Source organism: Nitrospirota bacterium (assembly GCA_035516965.1).
Classification (GTDB): Bacteria; Nitrospirota; UBA9217; order UBA9217; family UBA9217; genus MHEA01.
The window spans coordinates 15,665-41,745 of the sequence record DATIZR010000028.1 but is presented as its reverse complement, the minus strand read 5'-3'; the positions used below and the strand labels follow the sequence as shown (position 1 = coordinate 41,745).

Here is a 26,081-nt window from a genome sequence, read left to right as displayed (position 1 = left end):
AAAGAGCGGTATGTACAGGGCGCTCGACAGAACGCCGTAGAGCAGGGGAAAGGCCACAAAGAGCCCGCCCCCGCCGAAGACGAGCCATGTCTGGTTCGCGTCCCAGACCGGAGCAATGCTCTCGATCAATCGATCACGCTCATCCTCGCTCTTCATGACCGGGAACAGGAGCGCGATCCCGAGCCCGAACCCGTCCAGGACCACATAGAGAATGATGGTCAGGCCGAGCAAGGCTATCCAGATGTCGACGATGTCCATGCTTGATTCCCATTCTAAAAAAAATTGGTTCTTTCGTACACAAGTTGAAAACAGTCAGGAGCTGGAAACTCTCGTACAAAAAATAATGAAGACACAGATCAAAATCGGATAGAAATATGATTTTCACTGATACGGCAAGATCTTATCCGAGTCAATCATAAATAAATCAGCCGGTATCAGTGTCAAAATCCTAAACATTCGGTTTCAGTGATCCTTGGCGCTCTTCGCATATTAGGGTCCCTCTCTTTCGTCCTTGCCTCTTATTAAACCTTCTTCGTACCCTCATGCTCCTTGAGCGGCCGCATGTCTGTTGGTAATTGAGCTGCAGGGATCGGGCTGAACAGATCGGGACCCTGCCTGATCATCTTCATGACGTAATAGGAATAGATGGACCCGATGGCCGCAAAGATGACCAGAAAGAGGCTGAGCGACCAGAGGACATTGCCCGGGGGCACGGGCGAGATGCCCTCTGTTGTCCTCATCAGGTTGTAGACGAGCCAGGGCTGACGTCCTGCCTCTGTCGTGATCCACCCGCTTTCGACGGCAAGAAACCCGAGAGGATGGATGATCAAAAGTGTCCAGAGGAACGGCCGGTATTCGAAGAGGATCCCCTTTCTCCAGAGAAAGAACGCCCAGATTATGACCAGGAGCAGGAGCGTGCCGATCGCGATCATGACGCGGAACATCACGAACAGGAGCAAGACGTTCGGCCGGTTCTCGCGCGGGAATTCCTTCAGGCCGGGCACGCGGCCGTCCAGGGAATGCGTGGTCAGCAGGCTGAGGCCGCGCGGTATTGCCAGCTCGAAAAGGTTTCTCTCCTCACGCGGGTCGGGAAGGGCCATGATGGCAAAGGGCGCTCCGTTCCCGATGTTCGTCTCCCAATGGGCTTCCAGGGCAGCGAGTTTTGCCGGCTGATGTTGAAATACCTTCAGGCCGCTCCGGTCCCCAAGCAGCATCTGGAGCGGAGCGAACAGGGCGGCCATCATAAGCGCGAGGGACAGGGAGCGCCGGAATAACGCGGCATGCCGCCCCATGAGCAGGTAATAGGCGCTGACGCCGGCAACCACGAAAGCAGAGGTCTCGAGGCCGGCCATGGTCATATGGAACATGCGCGTACCCGTGGAGGGATTGAAGATGGCCGCTTGAAAATCAGTGACCACGAACTTTCCGTTCATCACGGTAAAGCCCGCCGGGGTCTGCATCCAGGAATTTGCGGCAAGGATCCAGAAGGAGGAAATGATCGTTCCCAGGGCCACGAGGCAGGTCGCGAAAAAATGCATCTGGCGGCTCACCCGCTTCCATCCGAACAGCATGATGCCGAGAAAGCCCGATTCCAGAAAGAAAGCGGTCATCACTTCGAAGGCGAGGAGCGGGGAGATGACGTTTCCGGCGGCCTGGGAGAAGCGGGAGAAGTTGGTGCCGAATTCAAATTCAAGGACAATGCCCGTAACGACGCCCACGCCGAAATTGACGGCAAAGAAGCTCACCCAGTACCGGTACATGCGGTAGTAGAGCTCTTCCCGGGTCCTGAGCCAGAGACCCTCTACGACCACGAGAAAGACGGACAGGCCAATGGTCAAGGTGGGAAAGAGTATGTGGAACAGGGTCGTGACCGCGAACTGGATTCGTGAGAGCAGGACCGTATCCATGCTAAAGTCCCTCGCTGTTCGATGTGGTCATATCCTATATCATAGCACGGGGAGCGCCCGGAAGGGAAATAGCCCGCTCGCAAAAGGCGCTCCTGATCCGGGAAGCGGCGGGGATCATGGCCATCCTGCGCGGATATCCACGATGCGCTGAACGAGGGCGGAGACCGCCCGGGCTTTCTTCCGTGGCCCCTCATCCAGCGCGCGGAGCAGCGGATCGCAGAAATACCACGTGCACCGCCAGGGCCGGAGCCACCGCTCGGTGACGCAGCCGCGGGGGCCCATGAACTGGCAGGGACCGTCAGGCGGTCGCAAAGGATCGCGGTCCGGAAGCGGCATGCCGAGAGCCGAGGCAAAACGAACATCCTCCGGCTCGGGCAGGGAGCGCTTCTGTTTGCAGCAGACGTCCCCGCACGCCGGGCAGGTCTGCGATGTGTATTCCTCGATCAGGGGGGAGAGCTCGATCAGGAGCTCCTTGAGTTCGTGAGCTTTCGGTGCATCGTCTTTCATGGCAGGAAGAGCGAGAGTCCCTCGATCGACAGGAGAAAAAGGACGAACAGAATATAGGCATTGATCATTTTGAACACGGGCAGCGCCCGTTCCGGCGACCGGGAAGTCACGAGGCCGAGGGCCCTGACGCTCATGACGAGGGCCGCGGGAACCAGCAGCAGGGAGAGGCCCGGAGACTGCAGCGCGCCAAAGAGGGGAAGCAGGAGTCCCGACGCAGCAGCGGCACAGATCCAGATGAACGTCACGCGGCCGATCTGCTCCGGCCGCAGCACCCCGCTGAGCGACGGCAGCCCGGCCCGCTCATACTCCTGACCGTGGTGCAGGACCTGGAGCCAGAAATGGGGGACCTGCCACATGAAGAACAGGAAGCAAATCGCGAAGAGGCGCGGATCAGCAGGCGATCCGCCGGCCGCCGTCCACCCGATGGCCGGAGGGATCATGCCGACGACGGCGCCCGGCACCGCGGCAAAGGCGGTGACGCGTTTGAGCAGCGTGTAGATGCCGTTGTACCAGAGGAGCGCCAGAATGCCCAGAAGGAAGGGGGTTGTTCCGCCTGAGACGAAGAGCAGGAACAGTCCCGCGACGTTGAGGATGATCGCCGCACCCAGGGCGTGTGCGGGTGTCATGAGGCCCGCGGGAAGCGGGCGGCTTCTCGTCCGCTCCATCCGGGCGTCGACAGAACGCTCCTGGAACTGGTTCAGGGCTGAGGCGCCAGCCGCGAGGATGAGCACGGCAAGAACGCACCCGGCGCCATGCAGCAGGGACCGGCCGGGCGCAAGCACATGACCGGCAAACGCAGAGCAGGCGCTCACCAATGCTATCCGCGGACGGGAGAGACCCGCAACAGCGCGAAAGAATGCAACCCTTCTCATTTCAGGCTCTTGAGGTAATCGACGATCGCATCCATCTCTTTGTCAGTCAACAGCCCGTGTTGAGACGGCATGATCGGAGGAAAGCCCTTGACCCGGTCTATTTCCGGGTGCATGAGCGTCTGCTTGATGAATGCTTCGTCCACGACGATCTCCCGCTCTTTTCCATCGTGGATCACGATTTCTTTTTTGCCGAAGACGCCCTTGAAGGTGGGGCCGATCTTCGGCGATCCGTCCGTGGTATGGCACGCGACGCAGCCCTTGACCTGGATCAGTTCAACGCCTTTCACCGCCGCTTCTTTCTTTTCGGGCGTCCTTGCTCCGGGCTTCTTCTTTTCAGACGGGGCGGCCTCTTGTTCTCCCGTATACCATTGATCAAAGTCCTTCTGTTGCATGACCTCGACCTTCGTGATCATGTCCGAGTGTCCGACGCCGCAGTACTCGGTGCAGAAGAGGTCATAGGAGCCGGGCTCGTCAGGGAGGAACCAGAGGTGCGTCTCCCTGCCCGGCACGGCGTCTTCCTTGATGTGGTACGCGGGGATGAAGAGGCTGTGGAGCACGTCGGCCGAGGTGATCAGGAGCTTGATCGGCTTCCCGACGGGAACCTTCAGCACATTGGTCTCCTTGCCATTGGCGTAGTCGAAGGTCCAAGACCACTGCCGGGCAATGACCTTGACGACCATGGCGTCGGGTGGGGCCGTGCGCATGTACACGAAGCCCTTCCAGCCCACGTAAAAGATTGCAAGGACGAGGAGGGTGGGTATCACGGTCCAGATGATCTCGAGCGGAGTGTTCTCCTTCACCTCCTCAGCCTGCGGATGGCGCTTCCTGCTGTAGCGGATCACGAAATAGATCATGACGCCCGTGTTCAGGGCCAGCAGGGTCAGGGAAATGCCGAGGATAAAGAAGAACGTGTCGTCAGCAGGATTGGAAAGATTCGGCCAGCCGGTCACCATAGACACCTTTTGCAGTCAAGAATTAGAAATTAAAATTTAGGAATGAGCATCAAAAAAAATTCACGATACTTCAGGGTCAAATTAGTAAATAGTAACTCTTCATCCAAAATCGCCTCATCGGTACCAGATATCGAAGAACGTCAGCCCGATGATGACCGTGATCGTCAACAGCGGCACGAAGAGCAGCAGCTTGAACAGCCGCCGCTCGTACTTCAGGTGCATGAAGAACAAGAGCACGAGGCTCGCTTTTGCCGAAGCGATCGCGATGTTGGCGACCATGCTCCATTCGCCCATCTTCATCTGCGCGGCCTTGATGGTGAGACCCGTGAGGCATAGCAGGGCGATCCAGACGAAGATGTAGGTTTTTGTGCCGGCGATATGATTCTTACTCTCTTCCATGCGCCCCCGGAAAAAGACTTTACAGGATCAGATAGAACAGCGGGAACAGGTAGATCCAGATGACATCGACGAGGTGCCAGAAGAGCCCCGCGTTCTCCAGTTTCACGTAATCGGCGCTTGTCACGGCGCCGCGAAGCGTCAGCACCAGGATGAACGTAATGACGCTCATGCCGATAATGACGTGCAGTGCGTGAATGCCCGTCATGACGTAGTACAAACCGAAGAAGAGGATCTTGCCGTGGCTCATGGCCAGGAGCTGCGGGGAGTCCGGGTAGAAGCCGTGTCGGATATGATCGCTCCACTCGAAATATTTGTTCACCAGGAACCCGATGCCCAGCAGGACGGTGGCCGCCTGGAGCAGGAGCGAAGCGGCTTTCTTTCCTCTCTTGATCGCCGAGATCGCCAGGACCATGGTAAGGCTGCTGGTCAGGAGAATGATGGTATTGATGGCCCCGATGAGGACGTTCATCTCGCGGCCCGCTTCGTGGAAATCCGCCGTGTTCAGCTGGCGGTATTCGGCGTAGACAAGGAACATGCCGCCGAAGAGCAGGATCTCCGTGAACAGGAAGAACCACATGCCGAGCTTGGCGCCGGCGTAGTCTCGGTGTTGGGAATGGGCAAGTTCAGTCATAGGATGTCGTATGGTGAGACGATGTTCAATACATGCGTAAACCGGGAGCCCCGTCAGGTAAACGTGTACGGCCCCTTTGTGACCACGGGCTGCTCAGCGAAGTTTTCCGTGGGCGGCGGCGACGACGTCTGCCATTCCAGCGACGCCGCTTCCCAGGGGTTGTCCCCGGCCTCTTTGCCGGCGAAGATCGAGCGGATCAGGTTATAGAACATGATGATGAGGCCCATGGCCAGGATCCAGGAACCGATGGTGGAAACCAGGTTCGGCCCGTTGAATTTCGGGAGGTAGTCGTAGTAGCGCCGCGGCATGCCTTCCCAGCCGAGGACGAACATGGAAAAGTAGAGCATGTTGAAGCCGATGAACAGGAAAAAGCAGGCCAGCTTTGCCAAGTGCTCCTCGTACAGCCTGCCGGTGATTTTGGGAAACCAGTAGTGGAGGCCCGCGAAAAAGCCGAACGCGGCCCCGCCGAACATTACATAATGGAAGTGGCCCACGATGAAATAGGTGCCGTGGACGTGCAGGCTCGTGGCAAGGGCTCCCTGCACCAGGCCGGTCAGGCCGCCGATGGAGAACAGGAAGATGAATGCGAGCGTGTAGAGAAGCGGCGCATTCATCCTGATCGAGCCTTTGTAGAGACTCGCGATCCAGTTGAAGATCTTGACCCCGCTGGGTACGGCAACGATGAAGGTGAGGAACGAGAAGATGACCCGGGAAGTGTCGCTCATGCCGCTCGTGAACATGTGGTGGCCCCAGACGAGGTAGCCCACGAACGCAATGGCCAGGCTTGACGCGGCAATGAACGAGTACCCGAAGATGTTCCTGCGGGCAAATACGGGGATGATGTCGGTGACCGCGCCCATGGCGGGCAGGATCATGATGTAGACCGCCGGGTGCGAGTAGATCCAGAACATGTGCTGGAAGAGGATCGGGTCGCCGCCTTTTGCCGGGTCGAAGAAGCCCACTCCGAAGAAGCGCTCGAGGATGATCAGGAGCAGCGTGATGGCCAGGACCGGCGTGGCCAGCAGCTGGATCCAGGACGTTGCGTAGATGGACCAGGTGAACAGGGTCATGCGCCTCCACGTCATGCCGGGCGCCCGGAGCCGGTGGATCGTGGTCAGGAAGTTCATGCCCGTGAGCGTGGACGACAGGCCGATCAAGAATACGCCGAACACGGCCAGCGAGATGTTCGTGCCCGTCCGGATGCTGTAGGGAACGTAGAAGGTCCAGCCCGTGTCCGGAGGTCCACCGCCGGTAAAGAGGGACGTGACTGCGCAGGCCCCGCCGATGATGAAGAGCCACCACGAAAGGATGTTGATCTTCGGGAACGCCACGTCCCGGGCGCCAATCTGGAGCGGCATCACGAAGTTGCCGAGTGACGACGGGATGCCGGGGATGATGAAAAGGAAGATCATGATCACCCCGTGCAGGGTGAAGATGGCGTTGTAGGTCTGTGCACTGTAGAAGTGCATGCCCGAGCGGATGAGCTCAAGGCGCATGGTGAGCCCCAGCGACACGCCGACGGCGAAGAAGGAGAGCGACGAAGCGAGATACAAAAGGCCGATCCGCTTGTGGTCTGTGGTGAACAGCCAGCCGAAGATGCCGGGGTACTTGCCGGGAGTCTGATAGAAGCTTGCTTCCGTCATCGTGTTTGATCTCCTCTTGCACTTGCAAGGGTAGCCGTTGGCTCCGCGGTCTGCGCCGGGTAAGAACGCTCGATGAAGTCCCGTAAGCGAACGTTGGCGGCTACCCCTTCAGCGCGCCGCGTTTCTTCCTTGTTGTATGTATCAGATACACAAGGAACGATCCGACGAACAGGACCATGGCGGTCCCGGTCACTTTCAGGATGTTGAACACATAGGACTTCTTGAGCGGATCGTAGCTGAAGCAGTACAGCAGCGCCTTGCGCGCGGAGGACCCGACCCTGCCTTCCGAGGCCTCGGTCAGCGCCATGGTGACCTCGAAGGGCAGGAAGGAGACGCCTTCGAGGTAGCGCACGATCTTTCCTCCTGGAGCGATCACGATGAGCGCCACGGGATGGGAGAAATCATGCTCGCTGTCCCGCTGAAATCGGAAGCCGACGGAGTCGGTGAACTTCCGGATGTCGGTCTCCCTGCCGGTCAGGAAGGACCAGGCCTCGCCGGGGAAGGGGCGCCCGATGGCCTTCAGGTAATTCTTCTTCGCGTCCCGGGCAACGGCGGGGGTGTCCTTTTCGTCGAAGCTGAGCGTCATCACCTGGAAGTCCCTGCCGGGCTTCAGCAGCTCCATCTTGCCGAGGGCCTGTGCCAGGCCTCCCAGGAGCATGGGGCATTCATGCCTGCAGCCGAGGTATACCGGGGCGATGATCGTCGGTTTGTCGATGCGATCCCGGAGGCTGAGGCTGCGCCCGTTCTCGTCGACGAACGAAGCATCGCCGGATACATACTGTCCCGGCTTTTCGTCCAGGGAGATGTCGGCTTTCGACGCGCTCGAGCCATGGGCGAAAACGCCTGTAGGCACCAGCGCGAAGATGAGCAGGAAGCAGAACTTTTTCATCGGCGATCACCGGAAGGCATGAGGCTCCCAAGAGGGTTCCCAGCAAGGCGGATTCTTCCTTAAGATATGCGTAAAAGGGGAAAATGTCAAGCAACAGCCACAGAAACAGCCACAGAATCATTGCGAACAGGGATCCGGCTTGTCTCTTGACATGGTTATGGGTATAATGGCTCCATGAAACGGAAGCAGACTACAGAAAATTGCATGATCTGCGGCTCGACGCTCCTGTATCTCGACAGGAGCGAGCCCCTTGTCTGCACCTATTGCCGGAAGACATCGGAAGGCCACATCAGATGTCCCGAGGGACATTTCATCTGCGATGCCTGCCACAGCATGGATGCAATGCAGATGATCGAGGACGCCGTCTTCAGCACCCGTGAAAAGGACCCGGTCAGGATCGCCGAGCTGATGCTGAACCATCCCGCCCTTCCCATGCTGGGGTGCGAGCACGCCTTTATTGCCGCGGGCGCCCTGTCCGCCGCCCTCAGGAATTCTCCCTATGCCAGGATCACGGATGAGGAGATAAGGGAGATCTTCACCAGGACGGCGAAACAGGCCGTGGGCGGCTACTGCGGGCTCACCGGCATCTGCGGGATATCGCCGGCAATAGGCGCCTGCTTCTCGGTCTTCCTCAAGAGCCGGTGCGGCTCCGATGCGGAACAGAGGATCGTGATGGACGCCGTGATCAGTGTTTCCCGGGCCATCGCAGACCTCACGGGGCCGAGCTGCTGCAAGGCCTATGTCCGCGCCGCTCTCGACACCGCGGTCACGATCTTCGCGGACCGCTTCGGCATCGTGCTCCCGGTCTCAAGGTCCGGGCTCGTCTGCAGGCACAGCGGAAAGCACCCCCATGGATGCCGCGAACAGAAGTGCCCCTACTACCAGAAAGAAACGAAGGACGTCTTCACCGATTCCATCCATCTTCCCGCAACCGCGTGCGGGTCCTGAAGGCCCGTGTAGCGGCCGTCCGGTCGGACGGAAGAATCCCCGGGGGATTCACTGCCCTGATCGATCGTACCAACACCTTGTCTTTGCCGTCTCTTTTTGCCGTCTCTTTCCTTGCCTTTTCCCGGAACTTATTGTATGTTCAGTCAGCGGGCACGCCGGCCCGTGCAACATTGCGCCAGGAGGGCTCCATGCAGGCCATCGCCAAGCAGTTCCAACTGACCATCGCCTATTACGAGAAGAAAGAATATCCTGCAGCCGAGAAAGCCGTCGATGAACTGCTCGCGGCCCACCCCGATTTCGAGCGGGGCCAGTTCCTGAAGGCGGTCATTCTCGAGGAAACGGGCAGGGCCGGCCAGGCAGAGGAGCATTACGCCAAGTCGGGGAACCGGTTCACGCTCTGGTTCCGCCTGGCCTCGCAGCTCGAAGAGATCGACCCCCGGCGGGCTATCGCATATTACGAACGCACCGCGAAACACGACAGCCAGAACAATCAGCTGTGGTTCAATCTGGGAAACCTCTATGAGAAAATGGGCAGGAAGGAAGAGGCAAGGACGTGCTTCAGGAAAATGCAGCTGCTCCGGGAGGTCTTGTCGAGGGTCTTCATACCGCTCGGGTTCATGGTCATCATGATCGCCGGCGCCTCGATGATGATCAAGCGAGGGGACAATGCCCTTGCCACCGTCGTGATCGCCTCGGCGGTCTTCTGTGTGTTCTGGCTCAAACGGGACGGGGGCAAGGCCGTGCAGATGATCCGGAGGAAAAAGAGCGCTTCGTAGGTATCATGGCTGCTCACCCGTGCCGGAGACTTTGCGACAGCTGCCATCCCTGTCATTCCATCCCGCGCCAGACATTCCCCCTCCCCCTCAATCCGTTCGCAATAACCGTTCACCCAAAAGAATACACTCATGACTGCGTGCGGCGTCAGGCTGCTGCCTTTCATCGCGGGAAATCAAGTCCCCTCGCAGGAATTACTGATGCGTGCCGGTCCCGGTTTCCGGGAGGGGCACTCTGTCCAACAGCTGCAGAAATGCGTCGCGCCCGGCCTTGCTGTTCAGCAAACCTTCGTGGCTTTCATTAAATCCCATTATTTTGGTTGCCGCGCCCTGCATGGCCGGGGTGAGCTGGGACCGGAGTGTGACCGACCCGTCGCCGCTCTCCCCGAGCTTGAACGCGGACGGATCATTATAAGTGAAGAACAGGTAGAACGGGAGGTGCTGGGGAAAGGGCTGTGACTGCTGTTTTTTCAGGAACTCGCTGCCCATGGCTATGTCCTGCCATACGGGAACCACGAGCGGGGCGGTCTCCACGCCTTTCCGCGCCGATTCGCTCCCGTCGTAGGGGGTCGAGAGGGAACAATACAGCGCGAGGGAAGAGGGCAGCCCCTCCGCGGCAAGCTTCTGGATGGCCGAGAGCGCTATGAGACCGCCCATGCTGTGCGCCGCAAGCACGATCCGGTGGCTGCTTTTCCGGCTGCTCCTGTCGAGGGACGAGATCACCTGCGCGAGCAGGGAACTGATCTTGTCCAGAGGCATGCCCGAAGGATAGTACAAAAAAAAGGGCTGGAACCGGCGCCGGTCCAGGCCTTCCGCATAGAACTTCCAGTCGCGGGGCGTTCCCCCGATGCCGTGCACGAAGAGGACCGTGGTTTTATTCACGTCATAGTCTTCGAGGCCGAACAGGAACCCTTGCGTATGCGCCATGAGCGACGCGGGGTTGTAGAGCCCTTCGTTCCCGAAACGGGGGTCGAAGAAGTCATCATCCAGGGAGGGATAGACGTAGCTCGCGGCCTGCACTCGGACGCGCATGCGGAAGACGGTCTTCCCCGGCTGGGTATAGTCCACAACGATCGGGGGGGGTGTGAGCACGCCGTCGGCCCTGCTGCCGGCCGAATCCACGATGACCGAAGCCTGGCCCACGAGTTCATTGCGTTCGAACAGCCCGTTCCCGTTCAGGTCGGCGAACAGGAAGAGCGCGTAATCCCCCTTGGGCAGGAACAGGGTATATCCGTCCCGGGGATTGCGGACCGTGGTGAGCGCCACGATCTCGTTCTCCCGGTACTGGCTGCTGACCGCAGCAAGCAGGAGCGGGCCTCGCCACTCTTCCACGTTTGCAATACTGCCGCTCACGAGGATCGAATCGCCGGGGGCAAAGCGCTGGATGAAGGACATGCGCGGCTGGTTCTCGTACATGGCACGCCAGGCCGTCTGGCGCGAATAGAAACCGACATAGTCGCAGCCCGCAATCAGGGAGAGGGACAAGAGCGTAAGGATCAGGAGCGCCGCACGCGCGGCATGGCGGGTTCTCTGGAGCATGGTCATGGTCTTGTTCAGGCGGGGCTCCGTTCGTTGGAATAAAATCCCTGCCCGGTCTTTGCCATTTCCCGGAGAGATGCCGGCGGAATGAAACGCTCGCCGAACCGGTTGACGAATCCCTCGAGTTTAGACACAATGTTCGCCGCACCGAGCGTATCCGCATACCTGAGCAGCCCTCCCCGGAACGGCGGGAAGCCGATCCCGAAGACGAGCGCGGCGTCGAGCAGATTGGGGCGGCTGATGATCCTATCTTCGAGGCAGAGGACAGCTTCTTTTACCATGAGCAGGACTGCCCGGTCAACGATATCTTCGGGCCCGATCGTGCCGATCTCAGACGGACCCGGGAGCCCGCCCGAAAGGGAGCCGTCAGGGTTCCCGCGTTTACCGCCCCGGTACTGATAAAATCCCCTGCCGCTCTTCTTTCCGAGACGGCCTTCCTTATATAACCGCGCCAGAAGGCCCGATGGCTTTGCCCGCTCGCCCAACCCCTGGTGCAGGATCTCGGAGACCTTGTAAGCGATATCGATCCCGATCTCGTCGAGCAGGATAAAAGCGCCCATGGGCATGCCGAACCGCAGGAGCGCGCCATCGATCTCTTCGATCCTGCCGCCCTGCTCCAGCATGACGACTGCTTCGCCGAGGTAAGGCATCAGGATGCGGTTCACCAGGAAGCCCGGGCCGTCGTTCAAGATCACGGGCAGCTTGCCGAGCCGCCGGGAGAGCGTTGCGATCGCACTGATGGTCTCGTCGGAAGTCTGTCTGCCGCGAACGATCTCGACGAGGGGCATTTTTTCGACGGGGTTGAAGAAGTGCATGCCCACGACCCTGTCCGGATGACTCGATGCCGTGGCAAGCTCGGAGATGGCGAGAGAAGAGGTGTTCGAAGCATATATCAGGGACTCGCCCGCAGCAGCTTCAAGTTCGCGGAGCACCGCTTTCTTGACGTCCATGTTCTCGACGACAGCCTCGATCGCGATCCCGGCGTTCCGGAACCCCGTATAATCGATCGTGGCCGTGATGCGGTCGAAACCGTCCCGTGCCTGGATCGGCGTCAATATCCCCTTGTCCCGGCGTTTTCCGAATATCCCCCAGGCCTCCCTGAACCCCGCCGCGAGCGCCCGGGTATCAATATCCTTCATCCGGACGGAGAGCCCTTTTTCCGCGAGGAGTTGGGCGATGCCGCCGCCCATCACACCCGCGCCGATGACGACCGCATGGGTGATGTCCGGAAGGACGGGATGGTGATCCTTCTTGAGCAGTTCGTTCAGGTAAAAGACGGAGATCAGGTTTTTCGAGACCCCGGTCGGGGCCAGCCTGCCGAGCAGTTCGGCTTCATGGCGGTAGCCTTCTTCCCGCGTATGCGAGAATCCGTATCGGACGGCGTCGAGCGCTGCGAGCGGGGCGGGGTAGTTGCCCCGCGTCTCAGCGAGAACGTTCTTCTCGGCGGTCCGGAAGATGATGGCCCTTGTCAGGGGATTTCCTTCAGTTAATCCGGCGAACATCCGTTGCCTTGACCGTACTCCAGACGGCCTCGGCAAGCCCATAGCCTTCCGTGCCAGGGAGAGCGAGCGCTCCAGCAGCATCTCCTTATAGGTCACCTCGTCGGCAAGCCCGATCTGCCTTGCCTTCCGTGCGTGCGTTGGCTTGCCCGTCAGGATCATGTCGAGGGCATTCGCGATCCCGACCAGCCTCGGCAGCCGCTGCGTCCCGCCGAAGCCGGGGATGATGCCGAGCTTCACTTCGGGAAGGGCGAGGGCGGTTCTCTGGTCATTGCTGATGACCCGGTACGTGCAGGCGAGGGCGAGCTCCAGTCCGCCGCCCATGCAGGGGCCGTGCACCGCGGCAACGGTCGGAAAGGTCAGGGCTTCGAGCTTCGCGAACACCGCCTGGCCTCTCCGGGCGAGTTCTTCGCCTGACGCGCTATCCCTGATGTCCCTGATCTCGGCGATGTCGGCGCCGACGATAAAGTGCCCGTCCTTGCCGCTCCGGATAACCATGGCCCGGACCCCGTCCTTGTGCGCGAGCTCATCGAGCAGCCGGTCCAGTTCGTCCATGACCGCCATCATCAGCTTATTCACTTTTTCGCCGGGAAGGTCGAACGAGAGCACCGCGATGCCGTCTTTGTCTATTTCATAGCTGAAGGCTGACATGTACCCTATTCCTTATATATCATACAAACATTGAACCCCGAAGCCTCCCCGCGAAGGCGGGAAGGTCGCCAAGAAGGGGAATAAAAGCATCTTAGATTTCCTTCGCATTCTTGGCGGCTTCGCGGTTGGATTCCGTTCTCGGTTTGCACTTACTTTCTCTCCAAGATCATGGCTCCGCCCTGGCCGCCGCCGATGCAGAGTGTGGCAAGGCCGGTCCCGAGGCCCCGGCGCTCCATCTCCTTGAGGAGCGTGATGATGATCCTGAGCCCCGACGAGCCCACCGGATGCCCTACCGCGATGGCGCCGCCGTTCACGTTCATGATGTCGCGGCGGAACTCGCCGATCGGCTCTTCGCCCGGCAGATGGCGTGCGAAATACTCCCGCGACACGGCCGCCCGCTCGACAGCGATCACCTGCGCGGCGAAGGCCTCGTTCAGTTCGATCAGCTCGATGTCCTTCATGGTCATTCCGGCGAGCTTCAACACCTTGTGCGTGGCATAGAGCGGGCTGATGCCCATGCGCGAAGGGTCGAAGCCCGCGAACGCCACGGCCCTGATATGACCGAGGGGCCTGTATCCCAGCGCTGCCGCCCTGTCGGCGATCATGACGATCGCCGCTGCCGCGCCGTCGGTGATCGGCGATGAATTGCCCGCCGTGACGGTCCCGGTCCGCTTGTCGAAGTAGGGGGGCAGCTTCGCGAGCGCCTCCCGGGTCTGGTTCTTTCGCGGGCCGATGTCCTCCTCAACCGCTTCGAATTTCGGCGGCACGTAGAACGGGACCACCTCGTTCCTGAATTTCCCCGCGGCGTTCGCGGCCGTCCACCGCTGATGGCTCGTGAGGGCATACTCATCCTGCTCCGTGCGCGTGATGCCGAAGTCGCGGACGAGGACTTCCGCGGTCTCACCCATGATCAGCCCGGAGATCGGGTCGGTCAACCCCTGGATGAGGCCTATGACCGGCAGAAAATCCTTCGGCCTGAGGGAGAGGACTGCCTTGATCCGCGAGCCCGCCGTCCTGCCGCGCCGCACGGCGGTGATCGCGTCCCGGAGCCTGCGGGACATGTAATAATCGTAGGAAGACATGGATTCCACGCCGCCTGCCAGCACGATCCCGCTCATGCCGGCCAGGATCTGGGCGTACGCGCTTGCCACGGCCTGCATCCCGGAAGCGCAGTTCCGCTGGACGCTGTAGGCGGGGGTCCGTTCGGGGATGCCGGCGCGGAGCGCGATGACGCGGGCTATGTTCGCAGCGTCGGCGGGCATGCCGGCATTCCCGACGATCACCTCGTCGATCAGCGCAGAGTCGATGCCGGTCCTGGCTATAACCTCCTTCGCAACTGCTGCTCCCAGGTCGACCGGGTGGACATCCTTGAATGCCGTGCCGGCCTTGGCGTAAGGGGTGCGGAAACCGTCTATGATGACCACTTCTTTCATGTTGACCTCAAGCTCGAGCGGGGGACGCGGATGAACACAGACGAGCGCCGATCGAACAATCCCAAAGCCGGTTCACTGCACCTTTCCTCTGATCAGCCTCTCTCTGCGGATATCCGCGTCCCCCGTGCTATGCCTTTTCTATTTTCTTCAGTTCCTGGTCCTTGAGCACCCGTCTCAGGACCTTGCCCACGAGCGTCTTCGGAAGCTCCTTCCGGAACTCGACCTCTTTCGGCACCTTGAACTTCGAAAGCTGCTCCCGGCAGTATGCGATGATCTCCTCGGCATTCGCGGTCACGCCGTCCTTGAGCACGATGAATGCCTTGATCTCCTCGCCCAGGAACTCCTGCGGGACGCCGATCACGACTGCTTCCTTCACCTTCGGGTACGTATACAGGACCTCCTCCACCTCGCGGGGATAGACATTCTCACCCACGGTCTTGATCATGTCCTTGATCCGGTCGACGATGTAGAAGTAACCGTCCTCGTCCATCCTGGCGATGTCGCCGGTGTGGAGCCAGCCGTTGCGCAGGGCCTGTGCCGTTTCTTCCGGCTTGTTCCAGTAACCCTGCATCACCTGCGGGCCTCTGACCACCAGTTCACCAACCTCTCCCGGTTGCAGGTTTTTCACTCCGGTCTCCAGGTCCACGATGCGCGCATCCGTGTCCGGCCAGGGGAGTCCGATGCTGCCGACCTTCCTGCTGCCAAAGAGCGGGTTGGCATGGGTCACGGGAGAGGCCTCGGACAGCCCATAGCCTTCGATGATCCTGCCTCCGGTGACCTGTTCGAACCGCTCCTGTACTTCGCGCATGAGCGGCCCCGCGCCGCTAATGGCGACCTTGAGGGACGACAGGTCGTGCTTCTCGATGCCGGGATAATGGCCGATCGCAAGATACATGGCCTGGATCCCGGGGAATATCTTCGGGCGCTCCTTCTCGATGACCCGGATGACCTCTTTCGTATGGAACTTGGGCAGGAGTATCAGTTCTGCGCCGATCAGCACGCCCAGGTTCATCGCCGTGGTCATGCCATAGACATGAAAGAAGGGGATCACGGCAAGAATGGCGGTCTTCTCCTCGTCGCGGAGCGTGAGCCATGCCCTGCTCTGGACTGCGTTCACGATCAGGTTACGGTGCGTCAGGATCGTGCCCTTGGGGATACCTGTTGTGCCGCCGGTGTACTGCAGCAGCGCGACATCGTCATGTTGCACGTCGGCCTCGAACGGCGTATCAGGCTCGCGCTGCATTGTCCCGACAAAATCGAGGACCCCTCCAGCCCGCCTGACGCTGACCCATTGTTTGTCCAACCGTGCCTTGATCGGGTACAGAAGGTTTTTCGGAAAGGGGAGGAAATCCTTCACACTGCCCAGGAGCAGCTGTTTGACCGGCGTCCGAGGCAGGGCATGGGAGATGACCGGGTAGAACAGATCGAGCGCGACGAGCGTCTCAGCGCCGCTGTCCCGGAGCTGCACCTCGAGTTCATGCTCGTGATAGAGCGGGTTGGTCGGCACGGCGACGGCGCCGGTCCTGAGCGTGCCATAATAGGCGATGACCATGTGCGGCGTGTTCGGAAGCATGAGCGCTACCCGGTCGCCTTTTTTCACGCCAAGGCGCGCCAGCGCGCGGGCGAAGCGGTTCGCAAGCCGGTCGAGTTCCGCATAGGAAAGCTTCCTGCCGTAGAAGAGGAGCGCTGTCTGGTCGGGGAATTTCCGCGCGGTCTCCGAAAGGGCACCGCCAAGCGTTATACGGGGATAGGTCAGGCTCGACGCGACACCTGCTTCGTAAAACCTGGTCCAGGGACGTTCGGTGGGTTGCATGATGAATGTCATAAACACCTCCTCCGGAAGAATCAGTTCGGCGGCAGAGAGGTGCACGGCCCATGAAGGACCAAAGAAGTCCTGATTCTCTTACTTCAAGTATAGCACGGTTGTGCTCAGGACCGCTGGCTGGCTCGGGGAGGGGAGCGTCGTCTGTTCCGGTTCGGCTGCGGCGGAAGGGCGGCGCGCAGTTTGTCGCTCTGGGCCTTCTCTTCCTGGGTTCTTCTGATCTCCCGGACATAGAGGCTCGCGTCGGCCCATTCGACGGGTATCTTCATCCCGATGTACTTTTCTATTTCCTCCAGCGAGTAGACGTATTCCTCGTCGGCCAGGCTGACGGCTCTGCCGCTGGCTCCGGCGCGGCCGGTGCGGCCGATCCGGTGCACATAGTCCTCCGCGTCCTGGGGGAGGTCGTAGTTGATCACGTGGGTCACCCCTTCAACGTGGATGCCGCGGCTCGCCACATCGGTGGCCACGAGGACCGGCAGCGTTCCGTCCTTGAAATCCGCAAGCAGCCTGAGCCGCTTCTTCTGGATGATGTCGCCCGTGATGGCCGCTACGTTCCAGCCATTGCGGTTCAGGCGCTCAACTACCATGTCGGCGGCGCGGCGCGTGTTTACGAAGATGAGCGCCCGTTCGGGCGCTTCTTTTTTCAGGATCCCGAGCAGCAGCGACAGTTTCTCGTGCTTGCCCACGTGGTACAGGACCTGCTCGACGCGCTCCACGGTGACTTTTTCGGGCGTGATCGATATCTTCTCAGGCAGGTTCATGTGCTCATAGGCCAGTTCCATGACGCGGTAGGAGAGCGTCGCGGAAAAGAGCATGGACTGCCGTTTGGCATAGGGCGGCATCTTCTTGATGAGATACCGCAGGTCGTCGATAAAGCCCATGTCGAACATGCGATCGGCCTCGTCGATGATGAGGTAGCGCGTCTTTTTCAGGCTGTAGACGTGCTGTTTGAAATAATCGATCAGCCTGCCCGGCGTCCCTATCAGGACATCGACGCCTTTCTGGAGAATATCCATCTGCTTCTGGTAGTCGACCCCGCCGTACACGGCAAGGAATCGGAAGCCGGTGAACTGCCCCAGTCGTTCCGCCTCATGAAATATCTGGTCGGCCAGTTCGCGGGTTGGAGCGATGATGAGGGCCTGCGGCGATTCACTGCAATCCTGGACGGGATTGCGCGTCATGCGCGAAAAGAGCGAAATCAGGAAAGCAGCGGTCTTGCCCGTGCCGGTCTGCGCCTGCGCCGCAATATCTTCTCCGCGGACAGCGCGCGGGATTACCTCCTCCTGCACCGGCGTGCATGCGGTGAATCCCGACTTCTCAATGCCCTGACGCACTTCGTAGGGTAAGTCCAGTTCGCTAAAGTTCATACATCTCCAATCGAGGTGAGGACAATATGTCAATGTATCCGATCGTAGTAATATACCATAAGATGCTAGTTGAGAGGAAGAGAAATCAGCGGAGAATGTTTGAACGGAAACGGAGCCGGGGGCGATGATGACAAATTACAACCGGGAACGAGCATGGGCATGAGGAAGACGTGCTCCGATTTCTTGCCGCTGGACGATTTTCAGCGTCTGCGGTCCGGAATGAAGTATTCGCGTTTTGCACACGTGCATGCCTGTTTGCAGGGGAAAACTGACGAAATGATCGCGAGGACATGCTGCTTCACTGAGTGCGGACACCGGAGAGCGCGGAATTTTTGTCATCGCCGGAGAACAGCGCTCAACAAGTAAAAATGGTTATTTTGGATATATTAATTTTATTTTTGTGACCATTTAAAAAATGCGATTAGAGCATGTTGACAAATTGTCTAACTACACGAAAGATAATTTCTTATTTTTTTATGTTGACAAAAGATACACTATCGTTGTATATTTGTCCACGAGGAGAACGAAACGTGCTTACAAAACTCTTCTCTTCTACAAGAGCGGAGCTTTTAGGCCTGTTCTTTAACAATCCGGATGACAAGTTCTACCTGAGGGAAATCGCCCGGCATATCGGCAAGGATGCAGCCGGGATCAAGAGAGAACTTGACAACCTCGTGAAGATCGGGCTCTTGGCGAAAGAGAACCGGGGCGTACAGAAATACTATTTCGTGAACAAGGGATCGCCGATCTTCTCGGAAATGAAGGGGCTGATCTTCAAGACGACGGGGGCCCAGGGCGCGATGAAGGCATCCCTCTCGAGGCTGAAGGGCGTCCGGGCGGCGCTCATCTATGGGTCCTATGCAAAGGGAACCGAGAAAGAAGACAGCAACATCAACCTGATGGTCATCGGACAGGCCAACATCACGGAACTGAACGACATGGTGATGGGGCTGGAGGAAAAGCTGAAGCGGGAAATCGATTACCTGGTCTTTGACGAGCAGGAATACCGCAAGCGAAAAGAATCACGGGACCCGTTCATCCGGGAGATATTGAAAGGCAAGAAAATATTCCTGGTAGGCAAAGAAGATGAACTATAGCACCCTCAAAGAAATGGGGATCGTCGAGGAGCGGACGGCTGAAGTGGCCGAAGTGATTTCACTCGTCACCCGGGCGGAGCGGGATCTCTCCACGAGCCGGCTCCTCCAGGACAAGGATGAAGAGTGGGCATTCGCCGCTGCGTACCAGGCGATGGCAAGGTCCGCAAGGGCGCTGATCCTGTCCGAGGGTTTCAGGCCAAAAAGCTCCCGCAGGGATACCCATAAGACGGTGGTGACCGCCTCCGGCATACTTCTGGGCGACCAGTACAAAAGCATGATCAACAAGTTCGACCGGATGCGCAGAAAATACCAGAACTTCATGGAAGAACCGGGCAGGATCATCACCCGGTATGAAGCAAACCAGGCGATCAAGGATGCGGAAGAATTCAATGCGCTGGTGAATGGCCGTATCAGAGAAAAATTCTCGCAGATGTCACTGCTGAACGATGTTCCTCAGCTTGTTTCAAGATAAATAAGGCCGCTCAGTCTGAATGCGGTATGCCGAAAGGGGGTGGACAAATAATGGCAGCCAAGAAGAAGGCCAAGAAGAAAGCAACCAAGAAGAAAGCAACCAAAAAGAAGTAGTTTTGTAGTGTGTCCCCTCAGTGGGGGCCCGCCGGGGGTGTGAAGCCCCCGGCGAATTTTACCTTTCATCGTCTCCTGTATGAACCCGTTTCATTGATTCCGTCGGGGTATCGTACCATACGTTGATCCCATCCGTTCTCATGATGAAAGGGGGTGAACCACACATGGCGACAAAGAAGGCTCCGGCAAAGAAGGCGAAAAAGACCACCAAGAAGAAATAATCCGGACTGCCATCGGGCGGGCATCATTCCCCATGAACGCAAGCCGCGCACCTCTGCCACGAAGAACAGGTCTTCGTGGTTTTGTTTTTTCGACCTGCAGACCGTTGCCAGGGGGCGTGTCCGGAGGCAGCTGGAGAGCATCTCTGCAGCAGGGACCATAACCCTTTCCATTCCATGCGGAAACGTAACCACATAAAGGCGGCGCGGGGCTCCCGGTCGGCGATCAGAATAAAACTCCTGATCGCGGCGGGAGTCATCGCGGCTGGCTATCTCCTCGTGTCCCTTGTCTTCGGAGAAATGGGACTGGTCAAGTACTACCGGATGAAGGCGCAGCACGAGGCCCTTGCGGGGGATATCGCGCGACTGAGACAGGACAATGCAAAGCTTCAACGAGAGGTCCAGAACCTGAAAACCGACCCGGCCTGCATTGAGCGTATCGCGCGGGATAAACTGGGGCTTGCGCGTCCCGGGGAGATAGTGTACTATTACAAATCGAACTGATTGCCGGATTATGCCAGGCCGTATCTCATCTCATACTGAACTCCGTGAAGGAATGTTTTTCTGACCAGGAGCCGCCGGCCCCGGAACGTTGTCTGATGCTGGTACAGCGGTTCTCTTTCAATACTTCGTTCCCCTCGTTACTATGTCCGACCAACCACTATCCATAGCCTTTGTCTGGCACATGCACCAGCCGTACTATAAGGACGACATCACCGGCTCCTACATCCTCCCCTGGGTCCGGTTACACGGGATCAAGGACTACTACGACATGCCGGCGCTCCTGACCGATTTCCCGGCCATCCATCAGACCTTCAATCTGGTGCCGTCCCTCCTGAAACAGATCAGGGACTACGTCGAGAACAACGCGACGGACAAGTTTCTCCTCCTTACCCTCAAGCCGGCCGCCGACCTCGCTCCTGAAGACAAGCTCTTCCTGCTCAAGAACTCTTTCATGGCGAACTGGGACACCATGATAAGGCCCTATCCGGCCTATTGGGACCTGCTCGACCGCCGGGGACAGAGTGTTTCTCCCAACGACCTTCAGAACGCGACCCGCTACTACACGGTCCAGGACTATCGCGATCTCCAAGTCTGGTTCAACCTGACCTGGTTCGACCCGCTCTTCAAGCAGAACGACCCGCTGCTGAAAGACCTGATCCAGAAAGGCTCGGGCTTCACCGAGAACGAGAAGGCACTCCTCGTGCAGAAACAGCGCGAGGTTATGGCGCTCATCATCGGAGAGTACCGGAAACTTGCCGACATGGGCCGGATCGAACTTACGACGACGCCCTTTTATCACCCGATCCTTCCGCTCCTCTATGATACGGACCTGGCAAAGATCGCGACCCCCGATATTCACCTGCCGGTCAACCGCTTCGCCCATCCCGAGGACGCCCGCGCCCAGATCGAACGCGCAATCGAGTATCACGAGAAGCTGTTCGGTTCCCGGCCGGCCGGGATGTGGCCCTCCGAAGGGTCCGTGGCGGAGGAAGTGGTGCCGTTGATCGCGGGCGCAGGGATCAAATGGATCGGGACCGATGAGGGGGTCCTTGCCCGCTCCCTGGGCGTCCACATCGAGAGGGACTTTGCCGGAATCATGAAGAACCCGGAGGTGCTCTACAGGCCCTATCTTGCCGGGAAAGGCGACCAGCGCGTCTCTGTCATCTTCCGCGATCACACCCTGTCGGACCTGGTCGGCTTCGTGTACTCGAAATGGGACTACAAGAACGCGGTCCACGATCTCATAGATCGTCTGCACCGCGTGCGTCGCAGCGTCAGCAACGCGCCGCACCTGGTCTCGATCATCCTCGACGGCGAGAACGCCTGGGAGTATTACCAGAACGATGGCAGGGATTTTTTCCTGTATCTCTACGAGAAGCTGAGCCGCGAGGAAGGGCTCAAGTGCGTCAGCGTCAATGAGTACCTGAAGGAGCACCCGGCCCAGGACGTGATCGAACGGCTGCATGCGGGGTCCTGGATCAACGCCAATTACCGGATCTGGATCGGTCACGAGGAGGACAACCGGGCATGGGACCTTCTGACCCAGACGCGACAGGCCCTCGCCGAGTATGCATCGCAGGACGGCGATCCGGTGAAAACAGCCAGCGCCTGGGAGGAGATATACATTGCCGAAGGGAGCGACTGGTGCTGGTGGTACGGCGACGATCATTATTCGGAGAACGATGAGGAGTTCGACCTCCTGTTCAGGACCCATCTCATGAACGTCTATCGCCTCATCGGCAGGGACATTCCCGACGAACTGCAGATATCGATCCTGCGCGAGGACCGGCATGCGCTGCCGACGGTTGAACTGACGGCCTTCATCTCGCCCGTCATCGACGGCCAGGTAACGAACTATTTCGAATGGCTGCCGGCGGGGTTCTACGATGTAAGCCAGGGGGGAGGCGCCATGCACCGCGGCGCTTCGATCATCACGCACATCTACTACGGGTTCGACCTGAAGAACCTGTTCATCCGCCTCGATCCCAGCGGGAGCCTCAGGGACGAGAAGGTGTCCGACCTGGCATTCTTCGTCAATTTTCTGAACCCCAAGGGCTACGATATCGAGATCAGGGTCGTTCCTCAGGAGCGGCGCGTGACGGCGGCTTTCCATCGGGGAGAAAACGGGACAAGGACGCCAGTTGGTCAGGTCAACACCGTCGCCGCCAACGAGATCATCGAGCTGGCTGTACCATTCGAAATGCTGGGGGTGAAGCCGAATGACGATGTTCAGATCTTTGTCACCGTGGAACGCTCGGGCTCCGAGGTCGAGAAGTGGCCGTATCGGGGATTCATCCAGTTCAAGGTTCCGACCGATGACTTCGAAGCAATGATGTGGCAGGTATAGACCCATTCCGTTTTTCCCCGCCTTCTCCTCACCAGATACATCCCCATAAGTCCTTTAAATAACATTATATTTTCTTGACAAGAACAGGCATTTTTGTATAATAACACTCTGTTTTTTTCGCACATTTCTATTTTCTCGCGGCATTCCGGACAGAGGCAATCATTTGACATTTCAGGATCTTATACTCACCCTGCAGAATTACTGGGCCTCGAGGGGATGTGTCATCCACCAGCCCTATGATACGGAGGTTGGTGCGGGCACCTTCCATCCCGCAACGTTTCTGAGAGTCCTCGGGCCCGAGCCCTGGAGTGCAGCGTATGTGCAGCCCTCCCGCAGGCCGACCGACGGACGCTACGGAGAAAACCCGAACCGGATGCAGCACTACTACCAGTTCCAGGTCATCCTGAAGCCCCATCCCGAGAATGTCCAGGATCTCTACCTCGATAGCCTGTTGCAGCTCGGGATCAACCCAATGAAGCACGACATCCGTTTTGTGGAGGACGACTGGGAATCGCCGACCCTCGGCGCCTGGGGGCTCGGCTGGGAGGTCTGGCTGAACGGCATGGAGGTCACGCAGTTCACCTATTTCCAGCAGGTCGGCGGCATTGATCTGAAACCCATCTCTGCCGAGCTTACCTACGGCATCGAGCGGCTTGCCATGTATCTCCAGGGCGTCAACAACGTCTACGACCTCGCATGGACCAGGAATGTGAAGTACGGCGATGTGCATCACGACACCGAGGTGCAGTTCTCCAAATACAACTTCGAGCTCTCTGACCGCGAGATGCTCTTCCGGCAGTTTGAGTCCTATGAAAAGGAAAGCGAGAAGCTGATCAAGGCGGGTGTGGTGTTCCCGGCGTATGACTACTGTTTGAAATGCTCGCATACCTTCAACCTGCTCGATGCAGCGGGCGCGATCAGCGTGACCGAGCGAACGGGCTACATTGGGCGCGTGCGGAAGCTGGCCCGGCTCTGCGCTCACGCGTACCTGGCCGACCGGGAGGCGAAGGGCTTCCCGATGCTGAAGAAATAAAGAACGGGTATAACCACGGATGAACACGGTTAAAGAAATGAATCATAAATTTTTTTTACCACAGATGAACACGGATAAAAGCAATAGATCAGATGTGACATGTTAGTGGTTCTTTATACCGTCTCCTTTGTTAATCCGTGTTGACCTGTAATGATAAATAACGTTTGTTCCTGACTTATCGTATGTCTTTTTAAAATCTGTGTTAACCTGTGTTCATCTGTGATTATAAATCGGTTTTCGCCTTGCCGTGTTCATCCGTGGTTTCCGTAGCTATTGATCTGGAGTTATCTTGGCTAAAGAATTCTTATTAGAGATCGGCACCGAGGAGATCCCGTCGCGGTTCATCGAGCCGGCCCTCCTGAAGATGAAAGAGCTCTTTGCCGCGCTTCTTGCTTCGGGCCGCGTATCTCCGGGCGGAGAGATCAAGGCATACGGCACGCCGCGCCGTCTCGTCCTGTACGCTCCCGAACTCGGTGAGCAGCAGGATGACGTCTCAAGAGAGGTCGTGGGGCCTCCCCGGAAGATCGCTTTTGACGCCGAGGGCAGGCCGACCAGGGCCGCCCAGGTCTTTGCCGAGAAGAACGGCGTCCCCGTGGAGTCCCTTTCCGTAAAAACGACGGACAAGGGTGAATACCTGGCCGCACGGATCGATGAGAAGGGCGGAGACACGGCGGACTGGCTCAGGCAGGCGCTGCCGGGGTTCATTCTCTCAATCCCGTTCCCCAAGAGCATGCGCTGGATGGACAAGGACATCCGGTTCGCACGACCGATCCACTGGGTCCTTGCCCTCTGGGGCGGTTCGATAATAGATTTTCAGCTGAACGGGATCAAGTCCGGCAACGTCTCGCGCGGCCACCGGTTCATGAGCCCGGGCGCGTTCCTCGTTAAGGATTTCAAGTCCTACCAGCTGCAGACCGAGCCGAACTACATAGTGATCGATCCGGAAGTGCGAAAACAGCGCATCATGAAGCAGGTCAGGGAGCTCGCAGAATCAAAGGGCGGTGCCGTGCTCGACGATCCGGGCCTCCTCGACGAGGTGGCGAATCTCGTGGAATATCCCGTTGCCGTCATGGGGGGCTTCAATAAGGACTATCTCCGGGTGCCGAAGGATGTCCTGATCACCGCGATGCGCGAACACCAGCGGTATTTCAGCGTTATCGACGGACAGGGCAGCCTGCTGCCCTGCTTCATCACGATCAGCAACACGCGCGCCGAGGATATGGAGGTAGTCCGTGCCGGGAACGAACGCGTGCTCGCAGCCCGTCTTTCCGATGCGGCATACTTCTTCGACCATGACCTGCAGCATTCGCTCGAGGACCGCGTCGAGGGGCTGAAGAAGGTCACCTACCAGGAAAAGCTCGGCACGCTCTATGACAAGACGGAGCGCATCATGACGCTGGCGGTGTACCTTGCCCGCCTGTTCAAGGCCGACCACGCAGTCGCCCAGCGGGCTGCTCATCTCTGCAAGGCGGACCTGTTGACCGGCGTTGTCGGGGAGTTCCCCAAGCTTCAGGGCGTGATGGGCAGGGAGTATGCGCTGCGTTCGGACGAGGACCCGCGCACGGCGGAAGCGATCCTGGAGCATTATCTTCCGCGCTCCGCAGGGGACCGGTTGCCTTCATCGCTGGAAGGCGTCTGCGTCGGCATTGCCGACCGGATCGACACGATCACCGGCTGCTTCTCCGCGGGGCTCATACCGAGCGGGTCCATGGACCCCTATGGGCTGCGCCGACAGTCCGTTGCGATCCTGAACATGCTGTTCGATCGCGGACTCCGGCTGTCGCTCAAGGGACTTGTTGGCGAGTCGATAAGAGCATATGGCGCGAAAAAACAGGATGCGGTAAAGATCGCGGCGGACACGCTCGACTTCATTCGTCAGCGGCTGGCCGGCCTGCTTGCTTCCGAGGGATTCCGCTCAGACGTCGTGGATGCCGCCTTATCCGTTGATTTTGACGACCCTCTAATCGGGCGCGAGAAGGTGAGGGCCCTCGATGCGCTCAGGACGTCGGAAGATTATCAGCCCCTCGTCACGGCGCTCAAGCGCGCCGGGAATATTCTTCCCAGGCCCTTCGAGGGCGCCGTCAAGAAGAGCCTGCTCAAGCTCGATGCGGAGAAAGCGCTCTACGAGGCGTTCATGCAGATCAGGGACCAGGTGAAGGAGAAGACGGCGGATCTTGATTTTCGCGGCGCCCTGACGGACATCGCATCGCTCCGCAGGCACGTTGACTCCTTCTTTGACACGGTGATGGTCATGGACAAGGACGCTGACGTGAAGAACAACCGCCTGGCGCTCCTCGCGGGCATCACGGGCCTGTTCTCGGGGATCGCCGATTTCTCACGGCTCGTGTTGAGCACGGAAGAAAAATAGATCATCTATGGTAATCATGGATGAACACGGATAAGCAGGGATGTCGACAAAAGGGATTCCCAGGAAGCTTTGTTGATTTTCTGTCTTGCTGAGTTC

22 protein-coding genes are annotated in these 26,081 nt (G+C 58.8%); 8 read left to right on the top strand and 14 right to left on the bottom strand.

The genetic code is table 11. From position 1 onward, the window contains the following. The 9 genes from VL197_03610 to VL197_03570 form a co-directional block, all read right to left on the bottom strand. Positions 1–258 (bottom strand): cytochrome d ubiquinol oxidase subunit II (locus tag VL197_03610; GenBank protein HUJ17058.1); only part of this gene is annotated, 258 nt, incomplete at its 3' end. 263 nt (positions 259–521) lie between these two features. Beyond that, positions 522–1,907, bottom strand: a complete 1,386-nt coding sequence (locus VL197_03605; protein HUJ17057.1) for a cytochrome ubiquinol oxidase subunit I — start codon at positions 1,905–1,907, stop codon at positions 522–524. Positions 1,908–2,021: 114 nt separating this feature from the next. Further along, a complete protein-coding gene (locus VL197_03600; protein HUJ17056.1) occupies positions 2,022–2,414 on the bottom strand; it encodes a hypothetical protein in 393 nt (130 codons plus the stop codon). Next, complete coding sequence (locus VL197_03595; GenBank protein HUJ17055.1) at positions 2,411–3,286, bottom strand: protoheme IX farnesyltransferase; 876 nt, start codon at positions 3,284–3,286, stop codon at positions 2,411–2,413. The genes VL197_03600 and VL197_03595 overlap by 4 nt, the downstream gene beginning before the upstream one ends. Continuing rightward, positions 3,283–4,239 carry a cytochrome c oxidase subunit II gene (coxB, locus tag VL197_03590; GenBank protein HUJ17054.1) on the bottom strand — a complete coding sequence of 319 codons (957 nt, stop codon included), beginning with the start codon at positions 4,237–4,239 and terminating at the stop codon, positions 3,283–3,285. The genes VL197_03595 and coxB overlap by 4 nt, the downstream gene beginning before the upstream one ends. A 114-nt stretch (positions 4,240–4,353) precedes the next feature. Beyond that, a complete protein-coding gene (locus VL197_03585) occupies positions 4,354–4,638 on the bottom strand; it encodes a cytochrome C oxidase subunit IV family protein (protein HUJ17053.1) in 285 nt (94 codons plus the stop codon). Positions 4,639–4,657: 19 nt separating this feature from the next. After that, the gene (locus tag VL197_03580; GenBank protein ID HUJ17052.1) at positions 4,658–5,269 is read right to left on the bottom strand and encodes a cytochrome c oxidase subunit 3 family protein; all 612 of its coding nucleotides are present in this window, start codon (positions 5,267–5,269) and stop codon (positions 4,658–4,660) included. A 53-nt stretch (positions 5,270–5,322) separates the two neighbouring features. Beyond that, positions 5,323–6,912, bottom strand: coding sequence for a cytochrome c oxidase subunit I (ctaD, locus tag VL197_03575; GenBank protein ID HUJ17051.1), 1,590 nt, complete (start codon positions 6,910–6,912; stop codon positions 5,323–5,325). Between the two features lie 100 nt (positions 6,913–7,012). Next, complete coding sequence (locus tag VL197_03570; GenBank protein HUJ17050.1) at positions 7,013–7,801, bottom strand: SCO family protein; 789 nt, start codon at positions 7,799–7,801, stop codon at positions 7,013–7,015. 204 nt (positions 7,802–8,005) lie between these two features. Between VL197_03570 and VL197_03565 the strand changes: the two genes are divergently transcribed. Then, complete coding sequence (locus VL197_03565) at positions 8,006–8,749, top strand: DUF5714 domain-containing protein (GenBank protein ID HUJ17049.1); 744 nt, start codon at positions 8,006–8,008, stop codon at positions 8,747–8,749. A 188-nt stretch (positions 8,750–8,937) separates the two neighbouring features. After that, a complete protein-coding gene (locus VL197_03560) occupies positions 8,938–9,525 on the top strand; it encodes a tetratricopeptide repeat protein (GenBank protein ID HUJ17048.1) in 588 nt (195 codons plus the stop codon). A gap of 192 nt (positions 9,526–9,717) precedes the next feature. Here VL197_03560 and VL197_03555 read toward each other — a convergent pair whose 3' ends face one another. From VL197_03555 to VL197_03535, 5 genes are all read right to left on the bottom strand, one after another. Continuing rightward, positions 9,718–11,061, bottom strand: a complete 1,344-nt coding sequence (locus VL197_03555; protein ID HUJ17047.1) for an alpha/beta fold hydrolase — start codon at positions 11,059–11,061, stop codon at positions 9,718–9,720. Between the two features lie 14 nt (positions 11,062–11,075). Further along, positions 11,076–13,211, bottom strand: a complete 2,136-nt coding sequence (locus VL197_03550; GenBank protein ID HUJ17046.1) for a 3-hydroxyacyl-CoA dehydrogenase NAD-binding domain-containing protein — start codon at positions 13,209–13,211, stop codon at positions 11,076–11,078. A gap of 149 nt (positions 13,212–13,360) precedes the next feature. Continuing rightward, on the bottom strand, positions 13,361–14,644 hold the full coding sequence (locus VL197_03545) for a thiolase family protein (GenBank protein ID HUJ17045.1): 1,284 nt from the start codon (positions 14,642–14,644) through the stop codon (positions 13,361–13,363). Between the two features lie 127 nt (positions 14,645–14,771). Beyond that, on the bottom strand, positions 14,772–16,469 hold the full coding sequence (locus tag VL197_03540) for a long-chain fatty acid--CoA ligase (GenBank protein ID HUJ17044.1): 1,698 nt from the start codon (positions 16,467–16,469) through the stop codon (positions 14,772–14,774). A gap of 104 nt (positions 16,470–16,573) precedes the next feature. Continuing rightward, complete coding sequence (locus tag VL197_03535) at positions 16,574–17,833, bottom strand: DEAD/DEAH box helicase (GenBank protein ID HUJ17043.1); 1,260 nt, start codon at positions 17,831–17,833, stop codon at positions 16,574–16,576. A 530-nt stretch (positions 17,834–18,363) separates the two neighbouring features. Between VL197_03535 and VL197_03530 the strand changes: the two genes are divergently transcribed. From VL197_03530 to glyS, 6 genes are all read left to right on the top strand, one after another. Next, a complete protein-coding gene (locus tag VL197_03530; GenBank protein ID HUJ17042.1) occupies positions 18,364–18,930 on the top strand; it encodes a nucleotidyltransferase domain-containing protein in 567 nt (188 codons plus the stop codon). Beyond that, positions 18,920–19,402 carry a HEPN domain-containing protein gene (locus tag VL197_03525; GenBank protein ID HUJ17041.1) on the top strand — a complete coding sequence of 161 codons (483 nt, stop codon included), beginning with the start codon at positions 18,920–18,922 and terminating at the stop codon, positions 19,400–19,402. Before VL197_03530 ends, VL197_03525 begins: the two co-directional genes overlap by 11 nt. Before the next feature lie 508 nt (positions 19,403–19,910). Beyond that, complete coding sequence (locus tag VL197_03520; GenBank protein ID HUJ17040.1) at positions 19,911–20,237, top strand: septum formation initiator family protein; 327 nt, start codon at positions 19,911–19,913, stop codon at positions 20,235–20,237. 142 nt (positions 20,238–20,379) lie between these two features. Continuing rightward, a complete protein-coding gene (locus VL197_03515) occupies positions 20,380–22,584 on the top strand; it encodes a glycoside hydrolase family 57 protein (GenBank protein HUJ17039.1) in 2,205 nt (734 codons plus the stop codon). A gap of 163 nt (positions 22,585–22,747) precedes the next feature. Then, positions 22,748–23,617, top strand: coding sequence for a glycine--tRNA ligase subunit alpha (locus VL197_03510; protein ID HUJ17038.1), 870 nt, complete (start codon positions 22,748–22,750; stop codon positions 23,615–23,617). Positions 23,618–23,906: 289 nt separating this feature from the next. Continuing rightward, complete coding sequence (gene glyS / locus VL197_03505; GenBank protein HUJ17037.1) at positions 23,907–25,985, top strand: glycine--tRNA ligase subunit beta; 2,079 nt, start codon at positions 23,907–23,909, stop codon at positions 25,983–25,985. The last annotated feature ends 96 nt before the right edge of the window (positions 25,986–26,081 follow it).